Origin of the sequence: Paenarthrobacter sp. CAP02, from assembly GCF_040137855.1 — a bacterium.
In the GTDB taxonomy this organism is placed as follows: Bacteria; Actinomycetota; Actinomycetes; order Actinomycetales; family Micrococcaceae; genus Arthrobacter.
The window spans coordinates 79056-101114 of sequence record NZ_JBEEII010000010.1; the positions used below are offsets into that span (position 1 = coordinate 79056).

A 22059-nucleotide genomic window follows, 5' to 3' on the forward strand; every position below is an offset into this window, starting at 1 on the left:
TAGCCTAACCGGCCCTGCGCACTAGTCTTTCCAGTCGAAGAAGCCCTTGCCTGACTTGCGCCCCAGCTCGCCACGCGCCACCTTGTCACGGAGGATCTGCGGCGGCGCGAAGCGATCGCCCAGCGTTGAATGCAAGTACTCGGCAATGCCCAGGCGGACATCCAGCCCCACAATGTCAGTGGTCTTCAGCGGTCCCGTGGGGTGTTTGTAGCCAAGAACCATGGCGGCATCGATGTCCTCCGCCGACGCCACGCCCTCCTCCACCATGCGCATCGCCTCCAGCGCAATCGCCACACCCAAGCGGGAGGATGCGAAGCCTGGAGCGTCATTGACGACGACGGCGGTCTTGCCGAGTGCCTCGGTCCAGCTTTTCGCCGCAACAGCCAGTTCGGGAGACGTCTTTTCGCCCAGCACCACTTCAATCAGGGTTGATGCGGGCACGGGATTGAAGAAGTGGAGCCCCACAAAATGGGTGGGCCGACGAAGCTCGTTTGCCAGGCCGGAGACGGACAGCGAGGAAGTGTTGGAGGCCAGGAATGCGTCCGCGGACAAGTGCTCCTCCACAGCCTTAAGGGCGCCGACCTTGAGTTCGTAGTCCTCCGGGACTGCTTCCACCACAAGCCCACAGTGGACGAAGGAAGCGTAGTCAGTGGAGGTGCTGAAGCGTGCCAATGCTTCCTCGGGCGTCCCCTCCAGGGTGCCGCGGGCGGCGGACTTGGCCACGGCCTCCGCCACCCGGCCCTGGGCTCCGGCGGCAGCTTCATGGTCACGCTCAACGACTATCACTGTGGCGCCCCTGGTCAGGAAGGCGTGTGCGATTCCAGCACCCATGCGGCCGCCGCCCAGGACTCCAACAACGTGCGGTAGGGCGGTAACGTCGGTCATTTTTGGGTCCTGTCCTGCGTGGGAGCGTCTGTGTCTTGCGAAGCTTTGGCCGATTTTTTGTCGAGGAACGCCTGCATCCGGTCGAACTTGGCCTGGGACTCGAAGAGGATGCCTTGGGCGAGGGTGTCAATCAACGGGTGGGCTTCAGCGGGGGCATGGAATACGGACTTGGTGATCCGCACGGCCAAGGGGTCCTGACGACCGATCTTGTCAGCGAGGGTGTGGGCCGCGTCCATCAGCTCAGGTGCCTCGACGATGGCGGTGATGAGGTTGATCCGCAGGGCTTCCTCTGCCCGCAGGACCGCACCGGCCAGGAGGATCTCCTTGGCCTTCGGTTCACCAACGAGCTCCCTGAGCCGCCAGGTGGCACCGGCTGCAGCCAGGATCCCCAGCCCCGTCTCGGGGTTTCCAATCCGGATGCTTGGAGTGCCGATCCGGAAGTCCGCGGCGTAGGCGAGTTCGGCGCCCCCGCCCAGGCAATACCCGTCCAATGCCGCGATGACGGGCATTGGAAGTTTGGCGATGCGGGCGAAAATCGTGGAGTTGATTCCTTGGAGGGCATCGTCTCGGCGGCGTTCGCGCAGCTGGCCGATGTCGGCACCCGAGGCGAACACGCCGTCCGTGCCGGCGATGATCAGGACCTTCGGGTTCCGTTCCAGCTCCGCGCAGACGAGGTGGAGCTCATCGACCATCTGCTGGTCGATGGCGTTGCGGACCTCGGGCCGGTTCAACAGGACGGTGAGCCGGTCTTCGCGCTCCTCGACAAGGAGGGTGGAGAAATCTTCCGGGTTCAGTGCCATTACACGCCTTCCAGCAGCATCGCAGTTCCTTGCCCGACGCCGATGCACATGGTCGCCAGGCCCAGCTTCGGTCCGGTTGCGGAAGCGAGTTCGCGCTCCATCCGACCCAACAGGGTGATGGCAATCCTCGAGCCGCTGGAACCCAGCGGGTGTCCCAAACTGATGGCACCGCCGTCGTTGTTCACGATATCCGGGTTCAACCCGAGACGGCGCATGCTGGCCAGGGACTGCGTAGCGAAAGCCTCGTTGAGTTCCACGGCACCGAGCTTGTCCACGGTGAGGCCCGTGCGTGCCAGGATCTTTTGGGTTGCCGGCACCGGGCCAATTCCCATGATCTCCGGTTCGCAGCCGGCCGACGCGCCATCCACGATGCGGGCACGCGGCGTCAGGCCGAACTTTTTGATGGCTTCTTCAGAGGCGACGATGATGGCGGAGGCGCCGTCGTTCAGGGTGGAGGAGTTGCCGGCCGTGACCACGGAGCCGCCGGGGACCACGGGACGAAGCCCGGCAAGGACGTCCATGGTGGTGCCCAGCCGGGGGCCTTCGTCCGTATCCACGACTGTCTCGGATTTCCGCGTCTTGACGGTGACCGGAACTATTTCGTCCTTGAACCGGCCTCCGGCAATGGCGGCCAACGCACGTTCGTGCGAGCGGACCGCGAAAGCGTCGGCGTCCTCACGGGAGATGTTGTCGACGCGGGCCACTTCCTCGGCCGTTTCCGGCATGGAGTAGGTCATCTTGCCGTCGCGGGAGAGCTCGCCCTTGGTGAAGCGCGGGTTGGTGAAACGCCAGCCGATCGAGGTGTCGAAGATCTGGCCCGGCTTGGCGAAAGCCGTCGTCGGCTTTTCCTGGACCCAGGGCGCACGGCTCATGGACTCGACGCCACCGGCCACCACGATGTCCGCGGCACCGGATTTGATCATCTGGCCGGCCATGATGATGGCGCTCAGCCCGGAAGCGCACAGCCGGTTCACTGTGATGCCCGGGATGTGGAGGGGAAGTCCGGCCAGGATGGTCGCCATGCGTGCGACGTTGCGGTTTTCTTCGCCGGCGCCGTTGGCGTTACCGAGAATCACCTCGTCAATGGTGTCAGGATCGACGCCGGCACGCGCCACTGCTTCCCGGACCACCAATGCTGCGAGGTCGTCGGGACGGACGGAGGACAGCGCGCCTCCGTAGCGACCTACAGGCGTACGGGCGCCACCAACAAGAAAAGCCTCGACCATGAGAACATCCTTCGCGATGTGAAAGGGACCGGTCGAGAATAATCTACCGACCGTTCGTTCTATAAAGATTACACGGACCGACGGGCCGGTCAACAGATGAAGACCGGCCCAACCCCGATTCAGACCACCCGGATCCCCACGTGCCCGGCCAAGAGCGGTGCCAGCAAGCTCAGCTGGTAGTCATCGATTACGACGCCGGCCAGACCAGCCAGGCCGTTGACTCCGCGGAACTCGGAAGTCCGCAGATCCACGTCCTTCAGCTTGGCACCGGTGACATCCAAGGTGCCTATGGTGCAGTTCTTCAACGCCAGCCTCGTCCCGGTGCAGCCACCGAGGTCAAGCTCGTTGATGATGCAGTCGGAGATCTGAACATCCATGAGCTTGGAGCCCCGGAGGTTCACGTAATCAAGCTTGCCGCCGTCGATGCGGACCGAACGCCAGTTGCCTTCGTAAAGTTCGGCTGATCCCCACCGGGGGTTGCTGATCTCCACGTCCTGCCACGATGTCCGGGCAGCCATGAAAACCGGTGCGTAGGGTTCGGCCAGGACGCACTCCCTGAACGTGGCGCCGCGCAGTTGGGCCTCGTTGAAGGACACGCTGTTGAACTCGCACTCGATGAAATCTGCGCCGCTCAGTTCCTCTCCCTCCGCAGATACGCGGGTGAGGCGGACGCCGTCGTACCTTTCACCCCGCTGGAAGTCCGGGGCGTCGTCATCACGAAGTTCGTCCAACCGCACTGGGGAAATTTTGGGGGCTGCAACCTTGGCCACCGGCATCAGAGGGTTTCCCGCGTTGTGATCAGGGACAGTTCGGGCCAAACCCTCGTTGGTCCGGCGGTGATGTGCTGCGTCAGTGTGGTGGATAGTTCCATGCTTCGAGCCTATCCCCGGCTGCCGACAAAGACCGACGGCCGGTCCTTGCCTGAACGGTTCCGATGGCGAAAACTGACTTGAGTCGGCGCATTCCATGGCGCTGGACGCACACCGAAAGGCCCCCATGGTCACTATCGATTTGAGCGCAACGAGCCAGGCGCCCGGAGGTTCCTCCGCGTTGCAGGGCTACTTGGCCGAGCCCGACGGCGTTGGACCGTTCCCGGGAGTGGTGATGATCCACGAGGCCTTCGGACTGGATAATGTGATGCGTCGCAACGCAGACCGGCTCGCGGCCGCGGGCTACCTTACGTTGGCAGTGGACCTATACAGCGACGGCGGCCCCCGGCGCTGCCTGGTGGCCACCATGCGCGCCATGCTCGCGGGCGAAGGCCGGGCCTTCACCGACATCTCCACCGCCAAAGCCTGGTTGCAGGCGGACGGCAAGTGCACGGGGAGGGTGGGCGTCATCGGCTTCTGCATGGGCGGTGCGTTCGCGCTGCTGGCCGCCAACGACGGTTTTGATGCCGCGTCCGTGAACTACGGCCAATTGCCCCGGGACCTGCACAGCGCCCTCGAAGGCTCCTGCCCGATGGTCGCGAATTACGGCGGCAAGGATCGGACCTTGCCCGGGGCGGCAGCGAAATTGGAGGCGGCCCTCACCAGCCTGCGCATTGAGCACGACGTCAAGGAATTTCCGACGGCGGGCCACGCCTTCATGAACGACGCCCCCATTGGCCCGAAGGTGCTCCGTCCACTGATGCGGGTCATGGGCATCAAACCCGATCCTGCCTCCGCCCCGGAAGCGTGGCGCCGTATTGAGGACCATTTCGCGAAGCACCTTTCGGACTGAACCGGCAACGGTAGCAAAAACGACGGCGGGTGCCGCCTGGGGTGAACTGGTCACCCAAGGCGGCACCCGCCGTCGTGCGTTCTGTAGAACCGTTAGCTGAAGAGCTCGCTCTTGGGCTCGTTGTTCTTGACCTTCTGCCAACCCAGCCAAAGGATGAGGGCGAAGAACGGGATGGTTGCGAGGGTCCACAGGCCCAACAGGAAGACCTCGCCGGTTTCCTTGTTGGTCATGGAGTCGAAACCGATGAGCACGGTGATGGCCAGCAGGGCCACCAGGCCCAACCAGCTGGTCCACGGCGAACCGGGCATCGGCAGGCTGGAGACCTTTCCGCGCTTCTTCCGCAGGGCGATCTGGCTGGCAAAGATAGAACCCCAGGTGAAGATCACGCCAATGGAGGCGGTGTTCAGGGCGAGGTCGAATGCGTGGGAGCCACCCAGCCAGATGTTGAGCAGGATGCCCACCAGGTAAACGGCGCCGATGGCCAGGATGGCTGCGTACGGCACGTGGCGCGCGGACATCCGGGTGAGCCACTGCGGTGCGTGGCCATTGTTTGCCATGGTGCGGAAAATTCGGCCGATCGAGTACAGGCCCGAATTGCAGGACGACAGGGCGGCGGTGATGACGATCATGTTCATGACATCGCCCATCCAGCCCAGGCCCATCTGCCCGAATACGGTAACGAACGGCGAGGTGCCGGCCACGTACTGGTCGGACGGGAGCAGCATCGCGAGCAGCGTCACCGAACCGACGTAGAAGACCACAATACGGATCACGACGGCGCGGATCGCCTTGGGAACTTCACGTTCCGGGTTTTCCATTTCACCGGCGGTAATGCCCACCAGTTCGATGGCGTTGTAAGCGAAGATGACGGCGTTCAGGACCAGGATCATCACCAGGCCGCCCTTGGGGAACATGCCGCCGTCCGCATGGAACAGGTTTGCAACAGACGCGTGCCCCTCGCCCACCTTGGCGTTGGTGACAACCATGAACGTGCCCACAGCCAGGAAGATCACGATGGCCGCGACCTTGAGGCACGATGCCCAGAATTCGAACTCACCGAAAGCTTTGACGCTGAACAGGTTCACGGCCACCAGCAGCACCAGCGCTGCAATGGCGGACATTTCGATGGGTACGTTCGGGAAGAAGAACTGGAAGTACAGGCCGATCGCGATGAGCTCGGCGATGCCGGTCATGGCCCAGTTGATGAAGTACATCCACCCGGAAAGGTAGGCGCCCTTCTTGCCGAACATCTCACCGGCGTAGCTCACGAACGAGCCCGAGGTCTGGCGGTACATGATGAGTTCGCCAAGGGCGCGCATCAGCAGGTAAGCGATGACGCCTGCAATGGCGTAGGAGAAAATCAGGGCCGGGCCCGTGGAGGCCAGGCGGCCACCGGCGCCCATGAAGAGGCCGACGCCGATGGCGCCACCCATGGCGATCATGGTGACGTGGCGGCGGCTCAGGCTCTTCTGGTAACCCTCGGCACTGAGGGTCGAACCCGTGGCACCGGATGAGGCCGGGGAGTTCTTGAGATCTGTGGGAGTACTTTGCGGCACAGCTGTTCCTTGTGGGTCGGGGTGTTGCTGTAGGTGTTTTCGCCCAGTGCCGGAACACAGGCGGGTTTGGCACACATAATTCGGGGTTTCCCGCTTTAGGGATCCCGAAGTGTGACAAAGAACGCAGAACGCCGAAGCTTCGCGCAACCCGTCTATCTTACGGGATTAACCGGAATGCCCGTGACGCAGGCAACAACGCGTGGCTAGTGCAGTGCGCCGTCCGCCATCCGGCGGCGCACCCAGCTGCCGGCTCCGGCTGAAGTGGAGGCTCCGGCTGTGGCGCTTGCTGAGGCCCTGGCTGAGGCGTCGAACCACTCCCCCAGCGCGCGATCATGGCTGACGATCACCACGGTTCCCGCGAACGAAGCCAGCGCGGCCTCGAGTTGCTCCACGAGCACAGGCGCCAGGTGGTTGGTGGGCTCGTCGACGATCATCGTTTCGTAACCGCCCAGGAGCAGGCGGGCGAGGGCGAGCCTGCGTTGTTGCCCCGCGGACAAACTGCCGACAGGGACGTGGAACTCCGCGGGACGAAACAGGCCCAGCCGCAGGAGTCCCTCGGCGTGTTCGTCGATGTTTCCGCCCAACCCAGCGGCGAATGCAGGCAGCAGCCGCAAGCCGGGCCTCGCCGGCACATGGATTTCCTGCTGCAGGTACCCCACGGAGCCATTGATGGCCACAGCACCCGTGGCCGGCTCCAGGTCACCCACCAGGACTGAGAGCAGGGTGGATTTCCCGGCGCCGTTAGGGCCGGTGATCAACACCTTTTGGCCCGTCTCCACGGAGAAATCAGTGGGCTGCAGACGCCCCGGGACGCTGACTCCGCTGGCTTTCACGGCCGGTTCGGACGCCTCTACGGCCGCTGGACCGGAGGTCATCAGGGGCGCCGCCAGGGTCAGGGGCACGGGCGGGCGGTCCACGGGATTCTCTTCCAGCCGGCGGAGCCGCTCCTGCGCGTTGCGGACCTTGCTGGCAGCAGCACTCTGCCAGGTTCCAGTCTTGAAGCCGAAAGCCATCTTGTCGTTGTCGCGCTTCCGGCCATAACCCATGCCATCGGCCACGGTGGCAGCCTGAAGGCGCTCCGCTGCCATGGCGTCGAGCCAGCCCTCATACTGCTGAACCCAACGGGCGCGTTCGGCCGCCTTTTCGCGGAGGTACCCGTCGTACCCATTGCCGTAGCGGTTCACAGAGCGGCGCTCAGCGTCCACTTCCACAATGGTGGTGGCCACTTTGCGCAGAAGGACACGGTCGTGGGACACCACCACCACGGTTCCGCGATGTGCGGCCAGCCGCGATTCGAGCCAGGCGGTTCCCTCCGCATCCAGGTGGTTGGTGGGCTCATCCAGCAGCAGGGCCTCGGCCGGATCGGCCAGGAGGCAGGCCAGGGCAACCCGCTCCTGCTCGCCTCCTGACAACGATCCAAGCGTTCGACGGCGGTCCAAGCCTCCCAGCCCCAGCTTGTCCAGCGCTGCTTCCACCCGCGACTCGGCCGCGTACCCTTCGCGGAGCTGGTACTCCGTCTGCAGGCTTCCGTAGAGTTCCAAGGCATCGGGATCGGCGTCGGCGAGGTCGCGCTCAAGCTCCGCGATGCGATCTTCGAGGTCGCGGAGGGCACCAAGGGAAGCATCGATGACCTCCCCCACGGTCAAGGACTCGGGGAAGCCGTGGGTTTGCGCGAGGTAACCCACGCGGTAGCCGGAGTCACCTGCCAAACCGGCAGAGCCGTCGTCGGGCGCCTCGACGCCGGAGAGAAGGCGCAGGAGCGTGGACTTGCCTGCGCCGTTCTCGCCCACGATTGCGACGTGCTCTCCGTGATGAATCACGAGGTGGGCATCGTTGAAAAGTTTGCGGTCCCCATAGCTGTGGGAAACGCCGGAAAGGTAAAGGTGGTCAGTCAAGAGGGATCCTCGCAAGTCCGCAGCGGTTGGCAGACAGCCATGTGGGCACTGGGATGCAGCCGAAAGTGGGGGCTGCGCTCAAGACTTCATCGCTCCAGCCTGCCGGGCGTACCGCGTCGAGTCAAGCCGCGGGTGGCCCGAGAGGCGTCAACGGGTGGCCTAAATAATACTTTTCGGTATGCCTAACTTTCGGTTATCCTCGTTATCAGAGCACCCCCAACGATGAGGACCACCATGGCTGCACCAACCCTGCAAACACGCGTCACGCCTGCCAAGGTCTGGTCCCGCCTGCTGCTGCTGGGCCCCGCTTTCGTGGCTGCCATCGCTTACGTGGACCCAGGAAATGTGGCCGCGAACCTCACTGCGGGCGCCAGGTACGGATACTTGCTGGTCTGGGTCCTGGTGGCCGCCAACGCCATGGCCGTCCTGGTGCAATACCAGTCCGCCAAGCTCGGCCTGGCCACTGGACTGAGCCTTCCTGAAATCCTGGGACAACGTCTGGGCACAAAACGCCGGCGCCTTTACTGGGCGCAGGCCGAGATCGTTGCCGGAGCTACCGACATGGCCGAGGTGATCGGCGGCGCCGTGGCCCTCAACCTGCTGTTCGGGCTGCCCCTGCTGGCGGGCGGAGTGATCGTCGGCGTCGCATCCATGCTGCTGCTGGCCCTGCAGTCGAGGCGGGGACAACGCTCCTTTGAGTACGCCATCCTGGTTCTCCTGGGAATCATTGCCGTCGGATTCGTCTCGGGGTTGTTCGTGAATCCGCCCGATGCCGGCGAAGCGTTGAGCGGCTTGCTTCCGCGGTTCGAAGGCCCGGACACCGTACTCCTCGCTGCAAGCATGTTGGGCGCCACCGTGATGCCCCACGCGATCTACCTTCACTCCGCCCTTGCCCGGGACCGGCATGGCTTCTCCAAAGACCCCCTGGTCCGGACCCGGCTGATCCGGACCACCCGGGTGGACGTCGTTGGCGCTTTGCTGCTCGCCGGCATCGTCAACATCTCCATGTTGCTGCTGGCGGCCTCCAGCCTTCGCGGGATCGAGGGAACCGACACCATCGCCGGAGCCCACGCCGCTGTTACAGCGGCCTTGGGTCCCACCATTGGAGTCGTGTTCGCCATCGGGCTGCTGGCCTCGGGGCTGGCGTCGACATCCGTGGGCTGCTATGCCGGTGCAACCATCATGGGTGGGCTGCTGAAGGTAAAGATCCCACTGCTGACCCGCCGGGTCATTACCCTGGTTCCCGCCTTGGTCATCCTGGGAGCCGGGGTTGAACCGACACTCGCATTGGTCCTCAGCCAGGTGCTGCTCAGTTTCGGAATACCCTTCGCCCTGATCCCCTTGATCCGTTTGACCGGCAAGCGTGAGGTGATGGGAATCCACGCGGACACCCTTCCCCTGAAAATTGCCGGCTGGACCAGTGCCACCCTGATTGTCGGGCTGAACTGCGTACTTATCGCCCTGACCCTTGGCGGCCAATCCTGAGGCCATACCCGCCATGCGGGATGAAAATCGCCAAACGGCAAAGCTAGTCTGGTCCTATGGGCACCATCACCAGCAAGGCACGTTTGTACCGCTTTACCGCACTCGATGCCTTGGCCGTGGCCGCGTACCTGGGATTCACCATCTACTTCACGGTTTCCGGCGAGACCGTCGAACGGCTGATGCTTCAGCTGTTCCACGACCCGGCCACCGCATCCTACGCCGTCAACGCACTCTTTTATGCCGGCGTCGGAATATTCGCGATAGCGTCCGCTTGGCGGGTAGCCGGACGCGACCTCAGGATTCTTGGCACCCGGCCGTGGTTCACGTTGGGGATGGTCCCGCTGGCCATCGTGGTGATGCTCATCCTGACAGCGATCCTGGTCGCAGCGTTGGGAACCGCCGAGACCTCGGAAAACCAGCTGGGTATCCAGGGCCTGCTGCAGCATGTGCCGGCGTGGCTCATGGTTCCGCTGCTGGTGTTGCTTGGCCCCTTTGTTGAGGAATACCTGTTCAGGCACCTGCTGATCGGCAAGTTGTCCGGGTACGTGAACATCTGGGTCTGTTGCATCATCTCCGTGCTGGTGTTCGCGTCCATCCACGTGATTGGCCGCGAAGGACTGGTGCTTTCCGCGCTCGCTCCCTACCTGGGCATGGCGGTGGTGCTGGTGGCGGTTTATGTGTGGACCGGAAAGAACCTGATGTTTTCCTACTTTGTCCACGCAGCCAAGAACCTCATGGCCGTGGTCCTTATCTACGCCGTACCACCCGAATTGCTCCCCACCTAAGACCCCGAGTTCTGCATCAGCTGACGCCATTACTAGACTCGGACTGTGAACAACCAACTCCCTGCCAAGGTTTCCGACGTCTTTGACCCCTCACGCTGGCGCACAGTATCCGGCTTCGATGACTTCAAAGACATGACTTACCACCGGCAGGTTGAGCGTTCGGCGGACGGCACGTCCAAGGACCTCCCCACGGTCCGGATCGCCTTCAACCGCCCCGAAGTCCGCAATGCGTTCCGTCCCGGCACCGTGGACGAGCTCTATCGGGCCATGGACCACGCCCGCATGACACCTGACGTGGCCACGGTCCTTCTCACCGGCAACGGGCCTTCCGAAAAGGACGGCGGACACTCGTTCTGTTCCGGTGGCGACCAGCGAATCCGCGGCCGCGACGGCTACCGGTACGCAGACGGTGAAACGCAGGAAACCATAGACCCCGCCCGCGCCGGCCGGCTCCATATCCTCGAAGTCCAGCGGCTGATGCGGACCATGCCCAAGGTGGTTATCGCCGTCGTCAACGGTTGGGCGGCCGGCGGCGGCCACTCCCTGCACGTTGTCAGCGACCTCACCATCGCCTCCCGGGAGCACGGCAAGTTCAAGCAGACCGACGCCACGGTGGGAAGTTTCGACGCCGGATACGGCTCCGCGTTGCTGGCGCGCCAGATCGGGCAGAAGGCTGCGAGGGAGATCTTCTTCCTGGCCCGCGAATATTCCGCGGACGACATGGTCCGTATGGGCGCCGTTAACGAGGCCGTGGACCACGAAAGGCTTGAAGAAGTCGCCCTGGAATACGCCGCCGACATCGCGCGCCAATCCCCCCAGGCCATCCGTATGCTCAAGTTTGCGTTCAACCTGGCCGACGATGGCCTTGCCGGGCAGCAGGTCTTCGCCGGCGAGGCTACCCGGCTCGCCTATATGACGGACGAGGCCGTTGAGGGCAAGGAAGCTTTCCTCCAGAAACGCGACCCGGACTGGTCCAACTTCCCCTACTACTTCTAGGACCGGCCCGTGGACATCGATCCCGTACTCAAAGCACTCGCCGCTGCCCTGCACGGTGAGGGTCCCGCCGTCGAAATCGTCACCCAGGAAGACGGCGGCTTAGCCGCAGTCCCGGTTGAAACCGGCATCGAGGACGCAGCCGTGGTGGTCCGGACTTCCGGTTCCACCGGCGCGCCCAAGGCAACGGTCCTGACGATTGACGCCCTCGCAGCGTCCTCCGTATCCACGGCGATGGCGCTTCGCGGCGAAGGTCAATGGCTGCTGGCCCTTCCCCTGCAGTACGTGGCGGGCGTCCAGGTCCTGGTGCGCTCCCTCTATGCCGGGACGCGTCCGTGGGTGATGGACCAGTCGAACGGTTTCACGCCCGAGGCCTTCACTGCCGCAGCCGGGGAACTTACGGACAAAATCCGCTTCACCTCCTTGGTGCCCACCCAGCTGCAACGGCTCCTGGACTCCCCCGCGCCGGAGACCCTGGCCGTGCTGCGCCGCTTCAACGCGATTCTCCTGGGCGGCGCACCGGCGTCGGCTGAATTGCTCAGTGCTGCGCGGGACAAGGGGCTCACGGTCGTCACCACGTACGGCTCGGCCGAGACCTGCGGCGGGTGCGTTTACGACGGCGAGCCGCTGGACGGCGTCGAGGTCCGCATCGGTGCGAACGAGCTGGAAGGCCGCATCCTCCTCGGTGGCGCCACGGTGGCGGCCGGCTACCTGGACGCCGCCCGCGCCTCCAAAGCAGCGTTCTTCGAAGAGGACGGGGTCCGCTGGTACGTCACGGGCGATCTCGGAGAACTGGCCGACGACGGCAAACTCACCGTGCTGGGCCGCGCCGACGACGTCATCATCACCGGCGGGATCAAGGCCTCCGCTTCATACATCCAAGGCAAGCTCGAAGCGCTCGACGGCGTGAACGCGGCTTTTGTGGCCGGCGTCCCTTCGCGCGAGTGGGGGCAAGCCGTGGCGGCGTACGTTGCCGTGGCTGATCCTTCGCCCGAGGGTGTGAAGGGATTCACCGCCCGCCGCGAGGAAGCACTGGGCGTCCTGGCCCCCAAGACAGTGTTTGCTGATAAGGATTTGCCCATGCTTCCGAACGGAAAACCGGACCGCATGGCCATGATTGAACTGCTTTCCAACCTGCATCAGGGACAATAGACACGTTCTTACCCCACAGCCCTGACGAACGATCAACCGCGAAATACACGAGGTACTACACGTGGCGACAGCTGCACAATGGATTCAAGGAGCCCGGCTCCGCACACTGCCCGCGGCCATCGCGCCCGTCCTCATCGGTTCGGCAGCGGCGTACGAGCTCCATTCGTTCCGGCTGCCGAACGCGATCCTGGCGGCGCTCGTTGCCCTGCTGCTTCAAGTCGGCGTCAACTACGCCAATGACTACTCCGACGGCATCCGGGGCACGGACGAGGACCGCGTTGGCCCGCTGAGGCTGGTTGGTTCGGGCGCGGCCAAACCCGAGCAAGTGAAGTGGGCCGCGTTCGGCCTTTTCGGCTTGGCGATGGTGTGTGGCCTGATCCTGGTAATCATCACGCAGTCCTGGTGGCTGATCCTGGTAGGCATCGGCTGCGTCCTGGCGGCGTGGGGCTACACCGGCGGCAAGAACCCTTACGGCTACATGGGTCTGGGCGACGTGTTCGTGTTCGTCTTCTTCGGACTGGTTGCCACCCTTGGCACCACGTACACGCAGGCCGGGCAAGTGAGCCTGGCTGCCGTGATCGGCGCGATAGGGACCGGCCTGATCGCCTGCGCCCTCCTGATGGCCAACAACGTCAGGGACATTCCCACGGATACGGTAGCGGGCAAGAGGACCCTGGCTGTTCGGCTGGGAGACAGGCACGCACGCGAGAGCTACGTCCTGATGCTGGGTGTCGCCATCCTCCTGGTGGTAGTCCTCGCACCCACCAAGCCATGGATGCTGATCGTGTTGTTGCTGATCCCCGCCTGCCTCATGCCGGCCTGGCTGATGATCAACGGCAAGAAGCGTAAGAGCCTCATCCCGGTGCTCAAGCAGACCGGCCTGATCAACCTGGGTTACAGCCTGCTCTTCTCGTTGGGCCTGATCCTGACCCGCATCTGAGTTTTCATACAGCTAACGCCCCTAAAACGCGGTTTTAGGGGCGTTAGCCATTTAAAGACGCCTATTTGGTGCCGGGGCGCTTGTCGTTGTTGACGGCGATGTCCGGGTTCTGCTCCACGAGTCCGTCCTCGGCCGCAGCATCTTCGACCTCCCCGGCGGTCCGGATGGGCTTGGCCCGTCCGGAGAAACGTTCGTGCATGGACGCCGTAGCAGCGTCACGCTGCTTCTGGAAGAACAGGTAGCTGATGGCGAAGGCAATCAGTCCGGCAAAGATGACCGCCAGGAACCAGCCCACCCCCAAAAAGACGAACAGCACGAACAACGGCGCGAACAGCGCCAGACGGATGAGGGAATACTTCAGGAAAGCCACCATCCAAGTTTAGCCGCCCGGATGGTTGCACTCTGATCACGGCCAAAAGTGGGCATCCGGTGAATGCCTTGCGGAGACTAGACTTGATGCATGCCCCGCGTTATAGGTGTCGTCGTAGTCCTGGTCATCTTCGTCTATGCCCTGGTGGATGTCATCCGCACGGACCGCCACCAGACCCGCGGCATTTCCAAAACCGCGTGGATCATTGTGATGATCCTCCTGCCACTGCTGGGCGCGATCCTCTGGTTCATCTTCGGACGCCCTTACGGCAGGCCGGCCGCGCGGCCTGTCCGTCGTCAGCCCACTGCCCCCGATGACGACCCCGAGTTCCTCCGAAACCTGGAAGCGCGCCGCCGGAACCAGGCCGAAGATGAGCGCCTGAAAAAGCTCAAGGCTGAACTGGAAGCCAGGGAGCGCAAAGCCGGAGAGAATCCCCCCGACGGCAAGAACAAGGGCGCGAAACCAGGTTTCACCGCCGGCGAGGCCAAGCACGGCGAGCCGGATCCGCATGATACCGACGAGCTGAAGTAGGCAAACATGGCCCAGCAAGCTGATGGTTCACGGCAGTCACCCCCCACCACACCATCAGCCAGCGGGCCAATAGCAGTACCCGCGCCGCCACCCCGCCCCGGGATCACCCTGTCCAGCGCGCCGCCGATAGCCGCAGCCACCAAACCACCCACGTTTGCACGGGTCTCCCGCTCGCTGTGGGTGGCAAGCTTCCTGGCCGGACTTGGCGTTGTGGTGACTGGCTTCCTGGCCCGGGATTCGCATTTTGAACGCCTGAAGGGCCTCATAGGGACCATGGTTCCGGACGGTGACGCTAAAGCGGTTGACGGTGCCACCGCCGTCGTATTTCTTGGGAGCCTCGCCATGCTGGCGCTGGTCATGGCCATGGAGGCAGTGCTTCTGGCCGTCCTCTTCAAACGCCGGCTGTGGGCGCGATGGGCACTGGCTCCGGTGGTCCTCCTGCACGCGATCGTCACAGTCATTACCCGCGACTTCGTGGTGGCGCCAGGCTCTGAAGGTGTCCTGGCAACACTGCTGCTGGCGGCGCAGTTTGTGTTGGCTGCGGCGGGCCTGATCCTGCTGTTCCTTCCGTCCACCACATCCTGGCTGCTCAGCGAACGGCGGCGGTAGGAACCATCATCGCCTCACAGCTGCGCATTACGACGCGGCAAGCCTCCACCGCGCGCGGTTCGGTCAAGGGGTTCTCCGCAACCAGCCGCCAGCGCTGAAGGCTGTCCCTTGCAGTTTCGCTGATAAGGCGGTCATCCGCGTCCCCGGCAAGGCCAAGCCGCAGCGCAGGGCTGCTGCCTCGCCCGCCCACCAGCCGTTCCGCTTCGACCGACGCTGCGGATCCCAGGCCCACCCCGCCCGTCCTTAAGTCCGCCAGGAGCTTCAACTCCCGGAACTCGTGGGCACCGGCCTGAAGCCTCTCCAACGCGGCTTCCACTGGTGCCGCGCGTTCCTTCGGCGCCCCTCTCACCAAGGCTTCCACACCCACGACGGCGGCACGCGCCTTCAGTGCGTCGGCCCGCGTTTGGAAGAGGTGCTCGACGGTGTCGAGGAGTTGGCCAAGACCGCTGCGACGTGCCAGTTCATGGGCAAGGTCGGTGGGGTTGTTGGTCCCGCCACGGATGAGGGCCACGCCGAGGCGGATGCCGAACAAGCCGAACCTGTTCACCAGCGAGGACTTCGTTTCCGGGTCGAGTTGCCCGGGGCCGTCGCCGCGGACAAAACGGTCCACGGACAGCATGAGCCTTTCCCGTGAATTCCTGTCCATGTGTGCCAACAATTGCAGGGCCTCGGCATCTGATTGACGCATGGTCCTGGAGCTTTGTGCGAGCAGCCCTGCGACTGGGACCACTCCCAAGGCCAGGGGCCTGAGGTTTTGGTCCTTGCTGTACCTTTCTGCAATCACGGCCGCGGAGATCAACGAATCGATCCTCCCTGCTCCGATTTCATCGGCCCGGGAGAGCACGGCCAAGGCATTGACCGTCCCGGATTGGCCAGCGGCTGTGTCTTTGAATGACTCAAGAAACCTCACATCGGAGGCGTGCAGGTGCCGCATGAGGTAGATGACGGCATCAGCGGCCGCCGGCGAATCCTCGGGCAGCAGAAAAGCCGTGGACCGTGCGGACACCTCCTGGGACAGGGAGGCAATCCCGGGCGTATCTATCAGGGTGAGATCACGCAGGCTGGCTGCCGGCCAGTCCACTACCAGCCGTTCCACTTGCTCGGGCCGGACCTCACCCAGGGTGAAGACCAGCCGACCGTCCACCCGCGTGACCGGGAGTCCTTTCGGCTCACCTGTGAGGGGGTAGAGGGTGATCCGTGGGGTGTGCCCGAAGCGGTACCACGTGACAATGCGGGTGCACTCCCCCGCATCGGTGGGCGCTATTTCTTCGCCGATGATTGCGTTGAGGAGGGTTGATTTGCCGGCTTTGACCATCCCGGCCACGGCAATGCGAAGTGGCCCGGCAAGCCTGGCATCCAGCTCGTCCAGCACGGCGAGTGCCTCGGCGTCGTCGTGGAAAGCGTGACGGGCCAGCCCCAGCAGCTCCGTCGCTCCAGCAATACCGGACGGCATCATCCGGCGGGGACCGTGGACGGTGTTTGCTGTGGATCCGGGCTTCTGTCCAGCAACTGTCGGGCGCCTGAGCTGAGGGCATCGACCACCCTGAGCTGGTTCCTGATCTCCTTGATCCGCATGTCACGCTCCACGGCGTAGGTGGCCGCGGCTTTTTGGGCGGCGGCAACAGATTCAGTGAGGGAACGGTGATGCTCTTCAGCGATGTCAGTGAAGTGGTCGCGGGTGGCCCGCTGTACCATCCGCAGCCTGTCCTTCAGCTGCTTGCCCACCTGGAAGACGACGTCGTCCACCTGCTTGCGGACAAGCATCTTGGCTTCGGCCTGGCGCCGTTTCAACCGGGCCTCCTGTTCTTCGCGGTAGGCCTTCCGGCCAAGCATGAGGCCCGCACCCACAGATAGCGGATTGATCAGCGCGAGGCCGAACAGCCCTGTCAGCAACCCGAACATCAGGACTCCCCCATAGGACCCCCGCATCCCGATCAGGATCTTCTGGACCGCCCCCATGCGGCCGTCTTCCATCTGTTGGATGTCCGCAACCGGGTCCAGCACGCCTCCCGTATCCGAGACCTGCAACGTTGGCAGCACCACCTCGTCTTCGGAGAAGTGCCCGGCCACCTGGCGGGCCAGCCATTGTGCCCTTTCGTTGGTCCACACGAAAGTGTCCGAAACTGCGGCGGCCGTACTTTGTTCCAACCACGAGGTGAACTGCTCCCATGCCGGTCCGGGGTCCCCCTGGTCGATGGCGGCTTCGGCTTCGCGTTGGATCCTGCGGAGCCTGTCTTTCAGGTCGTACTCCATATCCGCGATGAGGTCTCCGATCCCGTCGTTGAGGGTGATCTGCCACCGGGCCGATCGTTTACGGAGGGCGTCGGCGTCCTCCTTCGCCGCTTTCAGCCCGGCAATCATGTGCGGTGTGCCTTCGGGATTCTCCAGGGCACCCAGCTCCGATTGCAGGGCAAGCCTCAAGTTTTCGGCGACGGAAAGGACGTCGTGGGCTACGGACCGGCGTTGCAGCCTGGCAGCCTCGCCCACAATGTTGGTGCGAAGGTGTGAGATCAGCGCCGGGAACCCTGATTCCTCGTTGAGTTCTGTGTCCTGGAGCCTGGCTGCCTGCAACCGCAGTTCGGAGGAGACAGGGAACAACGGGATGCCGGGCCCTACAGCTTCCAGATGGCCTTTGTCCAGGTCAGCGATTTGCCGCCAGCTGGGATAGAGGTCCGTTTTGGAGAGTACGCAGAGCACGTTGGGGCTGATCCGCATCGCTTGATGGAGGAAGCGGATCTCCGGCTCCGTGTATTCCTGCGAAGCGTCGGATACGAACACCATGGCGTGGGCGGATGGAAGCGCCGTCAGGGTGGTGAGCGTATGGGAGGAGCCCAGCCCGCCGACACCCGGGGAATCAACCATGGTGAGGCCCCCGGCGAGCAGTTTGCGGGGAAGCGATACTTCGGCCGCCACGATGTTCCTGGCGTTTCCCGGATTTCCCTTCTCGGACACATACTCGGCAAGCTCATCGAGCCCGATCGGTTGCCGCTCCACGGGCGCCTCAGGTCCGCCGTCGGATTCCGTGACGCTGCCGCCGTGGCGGGGAACAAGGACAACGGCCGACGCCGGGTCCCCCTGCCGTACGACGGTTGGGACCGTTGTGGCAATGTCGTCGTCCACGGGACAGACCGGGGCGTTGACCATGGCGTTGATCAGCTGGCTTTTACCCTGCTTGAATTCGCCAACAACAATCACACGGACACTGGGGTCCCGGAGCCGCTCCAGGGTGTTTTCCAGGCGCCGCCTGAGGTCGTTCCGTTCCCCCACGACGGCAATGCCTTGCTCCACCAGTGTGGTCATACGTACTGTTTCCGCCACAAATTCGTCCTTTGCTCTGCCACCCTTGGACGGGAGGCCACGAAGTGCCCGGCAGGTGTGTACGACCTGCCGGGCACTGCCTGGGGACTTCGCGGTGCAGCATTTCGCTGCGCCGTTTGGTGCACTGGTTACTGGTCGATGTCCACGTCGTTCTTGGCGACGACGATCGAGTCGTCGATGTTGTTGTACTCGACATCGAGGTCGTTGTCGGCGATCACCGTGTTGTCCTCGACGTTGGTGTAGTCCACGTCCACGTCGCCCACTGTGGTGGAGTTGTCCTCCGTGTAGGTCAACTCGTTGTCCTGCGCCACCACCGAGTCATTGATCACCTGGACGTCTTTCAGGTCCACATCAACGTCGGTGGAGTTGAAGGAGTCCGTCGCGTTGAAGGAGTCCGCCACGTTAGTGGAATTGTTCGAGTTGTCCGTGTTCGTGGTTGTGTTGTTCGTCGTCGTGGACGAGTTGTCCGTGTTGAAGGAGTCCGCGATGTCAACATCGATGTCCGCATCAACATCCACGGAGTTGTCCTGCGAATTGTCGTTGAACGAGTCCGAGACGTTGTTCGTGGTGTTGTGGACCGAGTTGTCGGTCTCCTCGTTGAAGGAGTCCTTGATATCGACGTCGACATCCGTGTCGGTGTTGTAGGAATCCTTCGTTACCGAGTGGTCGTCGTTGAAAGAGTCCCTGACATCGATGTCCGTGTTGCCCACCTCAACATCGCCGTCGCCCGACTCCGTGATGTTGACCGAGTTGTCCGTGGAGTGGTCATCGGTGTGGGTCGTCGTCGTGGTGGTTGTCGTGTTTCCGGAATCCCTCACGTCTCCGCCGGCCGCGATGGCCCCATCCCCCGAAGCAGTCACGGCATCCTGGTTGAAGAACTGCGTGACGTCGCCATCGGCCCAGATGTTCTGGTTGACCGACTGGTCGGTGATGGTGTCGCGGTCGTCGATGTTGGTGGTGTACGAGTAGTTGTTCACCACGTGGATCAGCTGCTGGACGGCGTGGGCGTGATCATCATAGTCGCCGCCACCGGCACCGCCATGCCCGCCGCCGTCGTGCTCATGGTCGTCGCCACCATCATGGCCGTCCCAACCACCGCCGGCACCGCCATGCCCACCGCCGTCGTGCTCGTGGTCGTCGCCACCATCATGGCCGCCCCAACCGCCACCGGCACCGCCATGCCCGCCGCCGTCGTGCTCGTGGTCGTCGCCACCATCATGGCCGTCCCAACCACCGCCGGCACCGCCATGCCCACCGCCGTCGTTCTCATGGTCGTCGCCACCGGAATTGTGGGGGCGTCCGCCGCCTTGGCCACCGCCTTCCCAGCCGCCGGTGGAAGCGTGGTTGCCGCCAGTGTTGTATTCGCGGTCGAACGAGGAGCGGGCGTTGATGGGTGCGTAGTCCAGGACCACGGGCCGTGCGGCGTCGACGTCTGCCGAGGAGACGTGCCGCAGGCCGGCCGCGGAAAGGGCCGCTTCCGGGTTACGTACGAACTCTTCGGCTGCGTCAGGATCGTTGAACAGGCTCATCAGGAACTGCACGAGCTGTTGTGCGAGTGTAGGCATTGGAGTGCTCCCTCAAATTCTGTGGTGGGTGGTAAATGGCCCGGCGCCTTTGCCGGGCTCCCACTCAACGTATGGCCCGGGCCAGGGGCGGGGCATCGGGGGCGGTCCCCCTACCGGCCACCCCGGCGTTAGGGGATCCGGTGCATTCCCGTTAGGGGGTGGAGGGGGTGACCGACTACGGAGGTGGGTACCCCTCCCCCAAGGCCAGACGGAGCCGGACCAGCAGTTCGGAACGGTTTTCGGCCCCCAGCCGGCGGCGCATCCGGGCTACATGATGCTCTGCGGTGCGGGGCGAGATGTAGATGGCTTCGCCGATTTCGCGGTAGGTTTTGCCCTCCAGAAGCAGTCGGCCCACTTCCCGTTCCCTGACGCTCAGGCCTGAAGAGTCAGGTATGCCTGGGGCCTCTCCCGCATCCGGCAGCGGCGCGCCTGGGTCCTGACGCCCGGCAGCTTCGGCCCGCTCGGAAGACCCCGCAGTGGTGCCCGTGATGGTGGTTGCCCCCTGCGGATGGATATCCCTGGCACACGCCAGCAGCCGTACCATGTCGCGCCGTTCATCGGCGTGCGCGGCGGCGTGGCCGGCCAACCGCGCACCTTCCCATGGCATGCCTACCGCAGCCAGCCCACGGGCCGCTGTTTCGACGTCGGACGCTTCGAACCTGCTGGCGAGTACGGAAACCCAGGCCTTTCCGCCAGCGGCTAGGACAGAGGCCAGATGGCTGTGTTCGGACGCGCGCACCAATGCCGCAGCATGCGGAGCAAGTTCAGCGGGGCTTTCGCCCAGCAATGCGGCCTGCACCCCCGCCCAGTGCAGCGGAACCGACCACAATGGCGGATTTCCCAAGCGGCCCAACAACTCCCACGCACTGTCCATGGACAGCGAGATTCGTCGCGTCTCCCGTAGCCTCGCTGCGGCTATGGCCAGTTCTCCCCAGGGCAGCAGGTTGTAGAGGTCCACGGATACGTGCATCATCGCCTCACGGGCCCTGTCCCAGGCGAGCACCAGTTCGTGCACCTCGCTGCCGCGCCGCGCCAAGGCCACCTCCAGTGCCGCCAACAGGAAGGTATCCCGTGGAGCCAGGGGCCAGTGGTTGGCCTTGACGGCCTCATTGATGGACAAGCGTGCTTCTTCGGGGTTGTCCTGTTGCATTGAGCACCAAGCCTGAAGCAGGAACAGCCTGGGCCTGCAAGCATCTCCGCCCTGGCCGGCGGCGAGGGCAGCACTGAGCACCGTGTCCGCCACCGCGGGTTCCCCACTGTGGATCGCACAGAGAGCCGCCAATGCTGCAGGGGTCTCCGGCAAGGGAATCGATGCGCCGGCCGCGTTCATCATGTCTGACGCCCGGATGAGTTCCGGCAACGCCCGCTGTGGTTCCCGCCCCAGGGTGTGCCTGAGCCCCTGCTGGGTCAATGTCAGCGCCACCGCCAAGAGCGTAGGCGAACCCGCCAACGGTGTGGCGCCGAGGATTTGCTCGGCGCCGGTTGCATCACCGGCGCCGATCATTGCCACTGCTGCCAGCGGCGCGGAATCGTCGATCCTGTCAGGGCCAACCCACCTGTAAGTGTCCGCGCTACGGGCCAGCATGCCGCGGTGCGCCCACACGGCAGCGGCAACGTCCGCACCCAGGCGAAGCCCAGGGGCATCGGGCATGGCCAGAAGCCTGTCCACGATTCTTCCCGCAGCGTCCAAGTCGCCGATAGCTGCAGCGGCTTGGGCCCGCCGCGCGGCGGTGGGAAGCTCCGGAGCTCCGGCAAGGAGTGCTTCGGCGAAGAGATCGGCGGCCAACTGTGGATCAGCATCCAGCACCAGGTCCGCCCAGCGTTCCAGCTCCTCCGCCACACGGGGGTCCTGCAATCCGCTCCGTGCGAGCTCACGGGCAACATCACCCAGGCCCGTCTCTTCCTGCAGGATCTTCCCTACCAGTTCCCGCTGCAGTGCACGGAGTTGCGGCTTGGGTGCATTGTTCAACAGCGCATATTGGACGGTCCCCACCACGGTTCCGTCCGGAGAAAGCAGCCCGGCTTCCTTACCGGCTGCCACTGCGTCTTCAAGCCCGTCCCGGGTCTCCAGGTCATCCGGCAGCGGCCCAGGCAGGGTGAAGCCTACTGACAACGCAAGGAGCAACTCCCGGAGCAACGCATTGTGTCCGGCAAGGACCACGTCGGGCCGATCAGGAGTTGGGTCCTTGCTGGTGGTGGGTTGGGAAGCATGGTCTGGCCCCGTCAT

General features: G+C 64.0%; 19 protein-coding genes. 8 read left to right on the plus strand and 11 right to left on the minus strand.

The features are described from left to right. Window positions 1-21 precede the first annotated feature (21 nt). The 4 genes from ABHM97_RS17005 to ABHM97_RS17020 all read right to left on the minus strand — a co-directional run bounded on the left by ABHM97_RS17005 (window position 22) and on the right by ABHM97_RS17020 (window position 3687). Entirely contained in the window at window positions 22-885 is an 864-nt protein-coding gene (locus tag ABHM97_RS17005) for a 3-hydroxyacyl-CoA dehydrogenase family protein (protein WP_349471612.1), read from the minus strand. Beyond that, complete coding sequence (locus ABHM97_RS17010) at window positions 882-1685, minus strand: enoyl-CoA hydratase/isomerase family protein (protein ID WP_349471613.1); 804 nt, start codon at window positions 1683-1685, stop codon at window positions 882-884. Before ABHM97_RS17010 ends, ABHM97_RS17005 begins: the two co-directional genes overlap by 4 nt. Beyond that, window positions 1685-2911: a thiolase family protein gene (locus tag ABHM97_RS17015; protein WP_349471614.1), complete on the minus strand. Its 1227-nt coding sequence runs from the start codon at window positions 2909-2911 to the stop codon at window positions 1685-1687. Before ABHM97_RS17015 ends, ABHM97_RS17010 begins: the two co-directional genes overlap by 1 nt. 119 nt (window positions 2912-3030) lie before the next feature. Then, the gene (locus tag ABHM97_RS17020; protein ID WP_235517333.1) at window positions 3031-3687 is read right to left on the minus strand and encodes a pentapeptide repeat-containing protein; all 657 of its coding nucleotides are present in this window, start codon (window positions 3685-3687) and stop codon (window positions 3031-3033) included. Between the two features lie 220 nt (window positions 3688-3907). Here ABHM97_RS17020 and ABHM97_RS17025 point away from each other — a divergent pair, with 220 nt between their 5' ends. Beyond that, a complete protein-coding gene (locus ABHM97_RS17025; RefSeq protein WP_349471615.1) occupies window positions 3908-4633 on the plus strand; it encodes a dienelactone hydrolase family protein in 726 nt (241 codons plus the stop codon). Window positions 4634-4725: 92 nt separating this feature from the next. On the opposite strand, the gene ABHM97_RS17030 is transcribed toward ABHM97_RS17025, so the two are convergent. Both ABHM97_RS17030 and ABHM97_RS17035 read right to left on the minus strand, forming a co-directional pair. Next, window positions 4726-6189 carry an amino acid permease gene (locus ABHM97_RS17030; protein ID WP_235517335.1) on the minus strand — a complete coding sequence of 488 codons (1464 nt, stop codon included), beginning with the start codon at window positions 6187-6189 and terminating at the stop codon, window positions 4726-4728. Window positions 6190-6392: 203 nt separating this feature from the next. Further along, window positions 6393-8084, minus strand: a complete 1692-nt coding sequence (locus ABHM97_RS17035) for an ABC-F family ATP-binding cassette domain-containing protein (RefSeq protein ID WP_349471616.1) — start codon at window positions 8082-8084, stop codon at window positions 6393-6395. A 234-nt stretch (window positions 8085-8318) separates the two neighbouring features. Between ABHM97_RS17035 and ABHM97_RS17040 the strand changes: the two genes are divergently transcribed. The 5 genes from ABHM97_RS17040 to ABHM97_RS17060 all read left to right on the plus strand — a co-directional run bounded on the left by ABHM97_RS17040 (window position 8319) and on the right by ABHM97_RS17060 (window position 13439). After that, a complete protein-coding gene (locus ABHM97_RS17040) occupies window positions 8319-9569 on the plus strand; it encodes an Nramp family divalent metal transporter (protein WP_349471617.1) in 1251 nt (416 codons plus the stop codon). A 56-nt stretch (window positions 9570-9625) separates the two neighbouring features. Further along, window positions 9626-10354: a CPBP family intramembrane glutamic endopeptidase gene (locus ABHM97_RS17045; protein ID WP_349471618.1), complete on the plus strand. Its 729-nt coding sequence runs from the start codon at window positions 9626-9628 to the stop codon at window positions 10352-10354. Between the two features lie 45 nt (window positions 10355-10399). Continuing rightward, a complete protein-coding gene (locus ABHM97_RS17050; RefSeq protein ID WP_349471619.1) occupies window positions 10400-11350 on the plus strand; it encodes a 1,4-dihydroxy-2-naphthoyl-CoA synthase in 951 nt (316 codons plus the stop codon). Window positions 11351-11359: 9 nt separating this feature from the next. After that, window positions 11360-12499 (plus strand): AMP-binding protein, encoded by a 1140-nt coding sequence (locus ABHM97_RS17055; protein ID WP_349471620.1) that lies wholly within the window; start codon window positions 11360-11362, stop codon window positions 12497-12499. 61 nt (window positions 12500-12560) lie between these two features. Beyond that, on the plus strand, window positions 12561-13439 hold the full coding sequence (locus ABHM97_RS17060; RefSeq protein WP_235517341.1) for a 1,4-dihydroxy-2-naphthoate polyprenyltransferase: 879 nt from the start codon (window positions 12561-12563) through the stop codon (window positions 13437-13439). 61 nt (window positions 13440-13500) lie between these two features. On the opposite strand, the gene ABHM97_RS17065 is transcribed toward ABHM97_RS17060, so the two are convergent. Continuing rightward, on the minus strand, window positions 13501-13812 hold the full coding sequence (locus ABHM97_RS17065) for a DUF4229 domain-containing protein (protein WP_235517342.1): 312 nt from the start codon (window positions 13810-13812) through the stop codon (window positions 13501-13503). Window positions 13813-13899: 87 nt separating this feature from the next. Between ABHM97_RS17065 and ABHM97_RS17070 the strand changes: the two genes are divergently transcribed. Both ABHM97_RS17070 and ABHM97_RS17075 read left to right on the plus strand, forming a co-directional pair. Next, a complete protein-coding gene (locus ABHM97_RS17070) occupies window positions 13900-14340 on the plus strand; it encodes a PLD nuclease N-terminal domain-containing protein (RefSeq protein WP_349471621.1) in 441 nt (146 codons plus the stop codon). A gap of 6 nt (window positions 14341-14346) precedes the next feature. Continuing rightward, window positions 14347-14949, plus strand: a complete 603-nt coding sequence (locus ABHM97_RS17075; RefSeq protein WP_349471622.1) for a hypothetical protein — start codon at window positions 14347-14349, stop codon at window positions 14947-14949. Here the strand turns inward: ABHM97_RS17075 and ABHM97_RS17080 are convergent. The 4 genes from ABHM97_RS17080 to ABHM97_RS17095 all read right to left on the minus strand — a co-directional run bounded on the left by ABHM97_RS17080 (window position 14930) and on the right by ABHM97_RS17095 (window position 22059). Next, window positions 14930-16405 carry a dynamin family protein gene (locus ABHM97_RS17080; RefSeq protein ID WP_349471623.1) on the minus strand — a complete coding sequence of 492 codons (1476 nt, stop codon included), beginning with the start codon at window positions 16403-16405 and terminating at the stop codon, window positions 14930-14932. The two genes, ABHM97_RS17075 and ABHM97_RS17080, sit on opposite strands and share 20 nt — an antisense overlap. Further along, on the minus strand, window positions 16402-18267 hold the full coding sequence (locus tag ABHM97_RS17085) for a dynamin family protein (RefSeq protein ID WP_349471624.1): 1866 nt from the start codon (window positions 18265-18267) through the stop codon (window positions 16402-16404). Before ABHM97_RS17085 ends, ABHM97_RS17080 begins: the two co-directional genes overlap by 4 nt. 128 nt (window positions 18268-18395) lie before the next feature. Further along, window positions 18396-19832, minus strand: coding sequence for an IniB N-terminal domain-containing protein (locus ABHM97_RS17090; RefSeq protein ID WP_349471625.1), 1437 nt, complete (start codon window positions 19830-19832; stop codon window positions 18396-18398). Between the two features lie 175 nt (window positions 19833-20007). Then, window positions 20008-22059 carry a LuxR C-terminal-related transcriptional regulator gene (locus ABHM97_RS17095; protein WP_349471626.1) on the minus strand — a complete coding sequence of 684 codons (2052 nt, stop codon included), beginning with the start codon at window positions 22057-22059 and terminating at the stop codon, window positions 20008-20010.

What these genes read in the sequence shown, in the direction of transcription:
- ABHM97_RS17005 (WP_349471612.1), bottom strand. Translation starts at nt 885, where the DNA reads ATGACCGACGTTACCGCCCTACCGCACGTTGTTGGAGTCCTGGGCGGC.
- ABHM97_RS17010 (WP_349471613.1), bottom strand. Translation starts at nt 1,685, where the DNA reads ATGGCACTGAACCCGGAAGATTTCTCCACCCTCCTTGTCGAGGAGCGC.
- ABHM97_RS17015 (WP_349471614.1), bottom strand. Translation starts at nt 2,911, where the DNA reads ATGGTCGAGGCTTTTCTTGTTGGTGGCGCCCGTACGCCTGTAGGTCGC.
- ABHM97_RS17020 (WP_235517333.1), bottom strand. Translation starts at nt 3,687, where the DNA reads ATGCCGGTGGCCAAGGTTGCAGCCCCCAAAATTTCCCCAGTGCGGTTG.
- ABHM97_RS17025 (WP_349471615.1), top strand. Translation starts at nt 3,908, where the DNA reads ATGGTCACTATCGATTTGAGCGCAACGAGCCAGGCGCCCGGAGGTTCC.
- ABHM97_RS17040 (WP_349471617.1), top strand. Translation starts at nt 8,319, where the DNA reads ATGGCTGCACCAACCCTGCAAACACGCGTCACGCCTGCCAAGGTCTGG.
- ABHM97_RS17045 (WP_349471618.1), top strand. Translation starts at nt 9,626, where the DNA reads ATGGGCACCATCACCAGCAAGGCACGTTTGTACCGCTTTACCGCACTC.
- ABHM97_RS17065 (WP_235517342.1), bottom strand. Translation starts at nt 13,812, where the DNA reads ATGGTGGCTTTCCTGAAGTATTCCCTCATCCGTCTGGCGCTGTTCGCG.
- ABHM97_RS17070 (WP_349471621.1), top strand. Translation starts at nt 13,900, where the DNA reads ATGCCCCGCGTTATAGGTGTCGTCGTAGTCCTGGTCATCTTCGTCTAT.
- ABHM97_RS17075 (WP_349471622.1), top strand. Translation starts at nt 14,347, where the DNA reads ATGGCCCAGCAAGCTGATGGTTCACGGCAGTCACCCCCCACCACACCA.
- ABHM97_RS17080 (WP_349471623.1), bottom strand. Translation starts at nt 16,405, where the DNA reads ATGATGCCGTCCGGTATTGCTGGAGCGACGGAGCTGCTGGGGCTGGCC.
- ABHM97_RS17090 (WP_349471625.1), bottom strand. Translation starts at nt 19,832, where the DNA reads ATGCCTACACTCGCACAACAGCTCGTGCAGTTCCTGATGAGCCTGTTC.
- ABHM97_RS17095 (WP_349471626.1), bottom strand. Translation starts at nt 22,059, where the DNA reads ATGACGGGGCCAGACCATGCTTCCCAACCCACCACCAGCAAGGACCCA.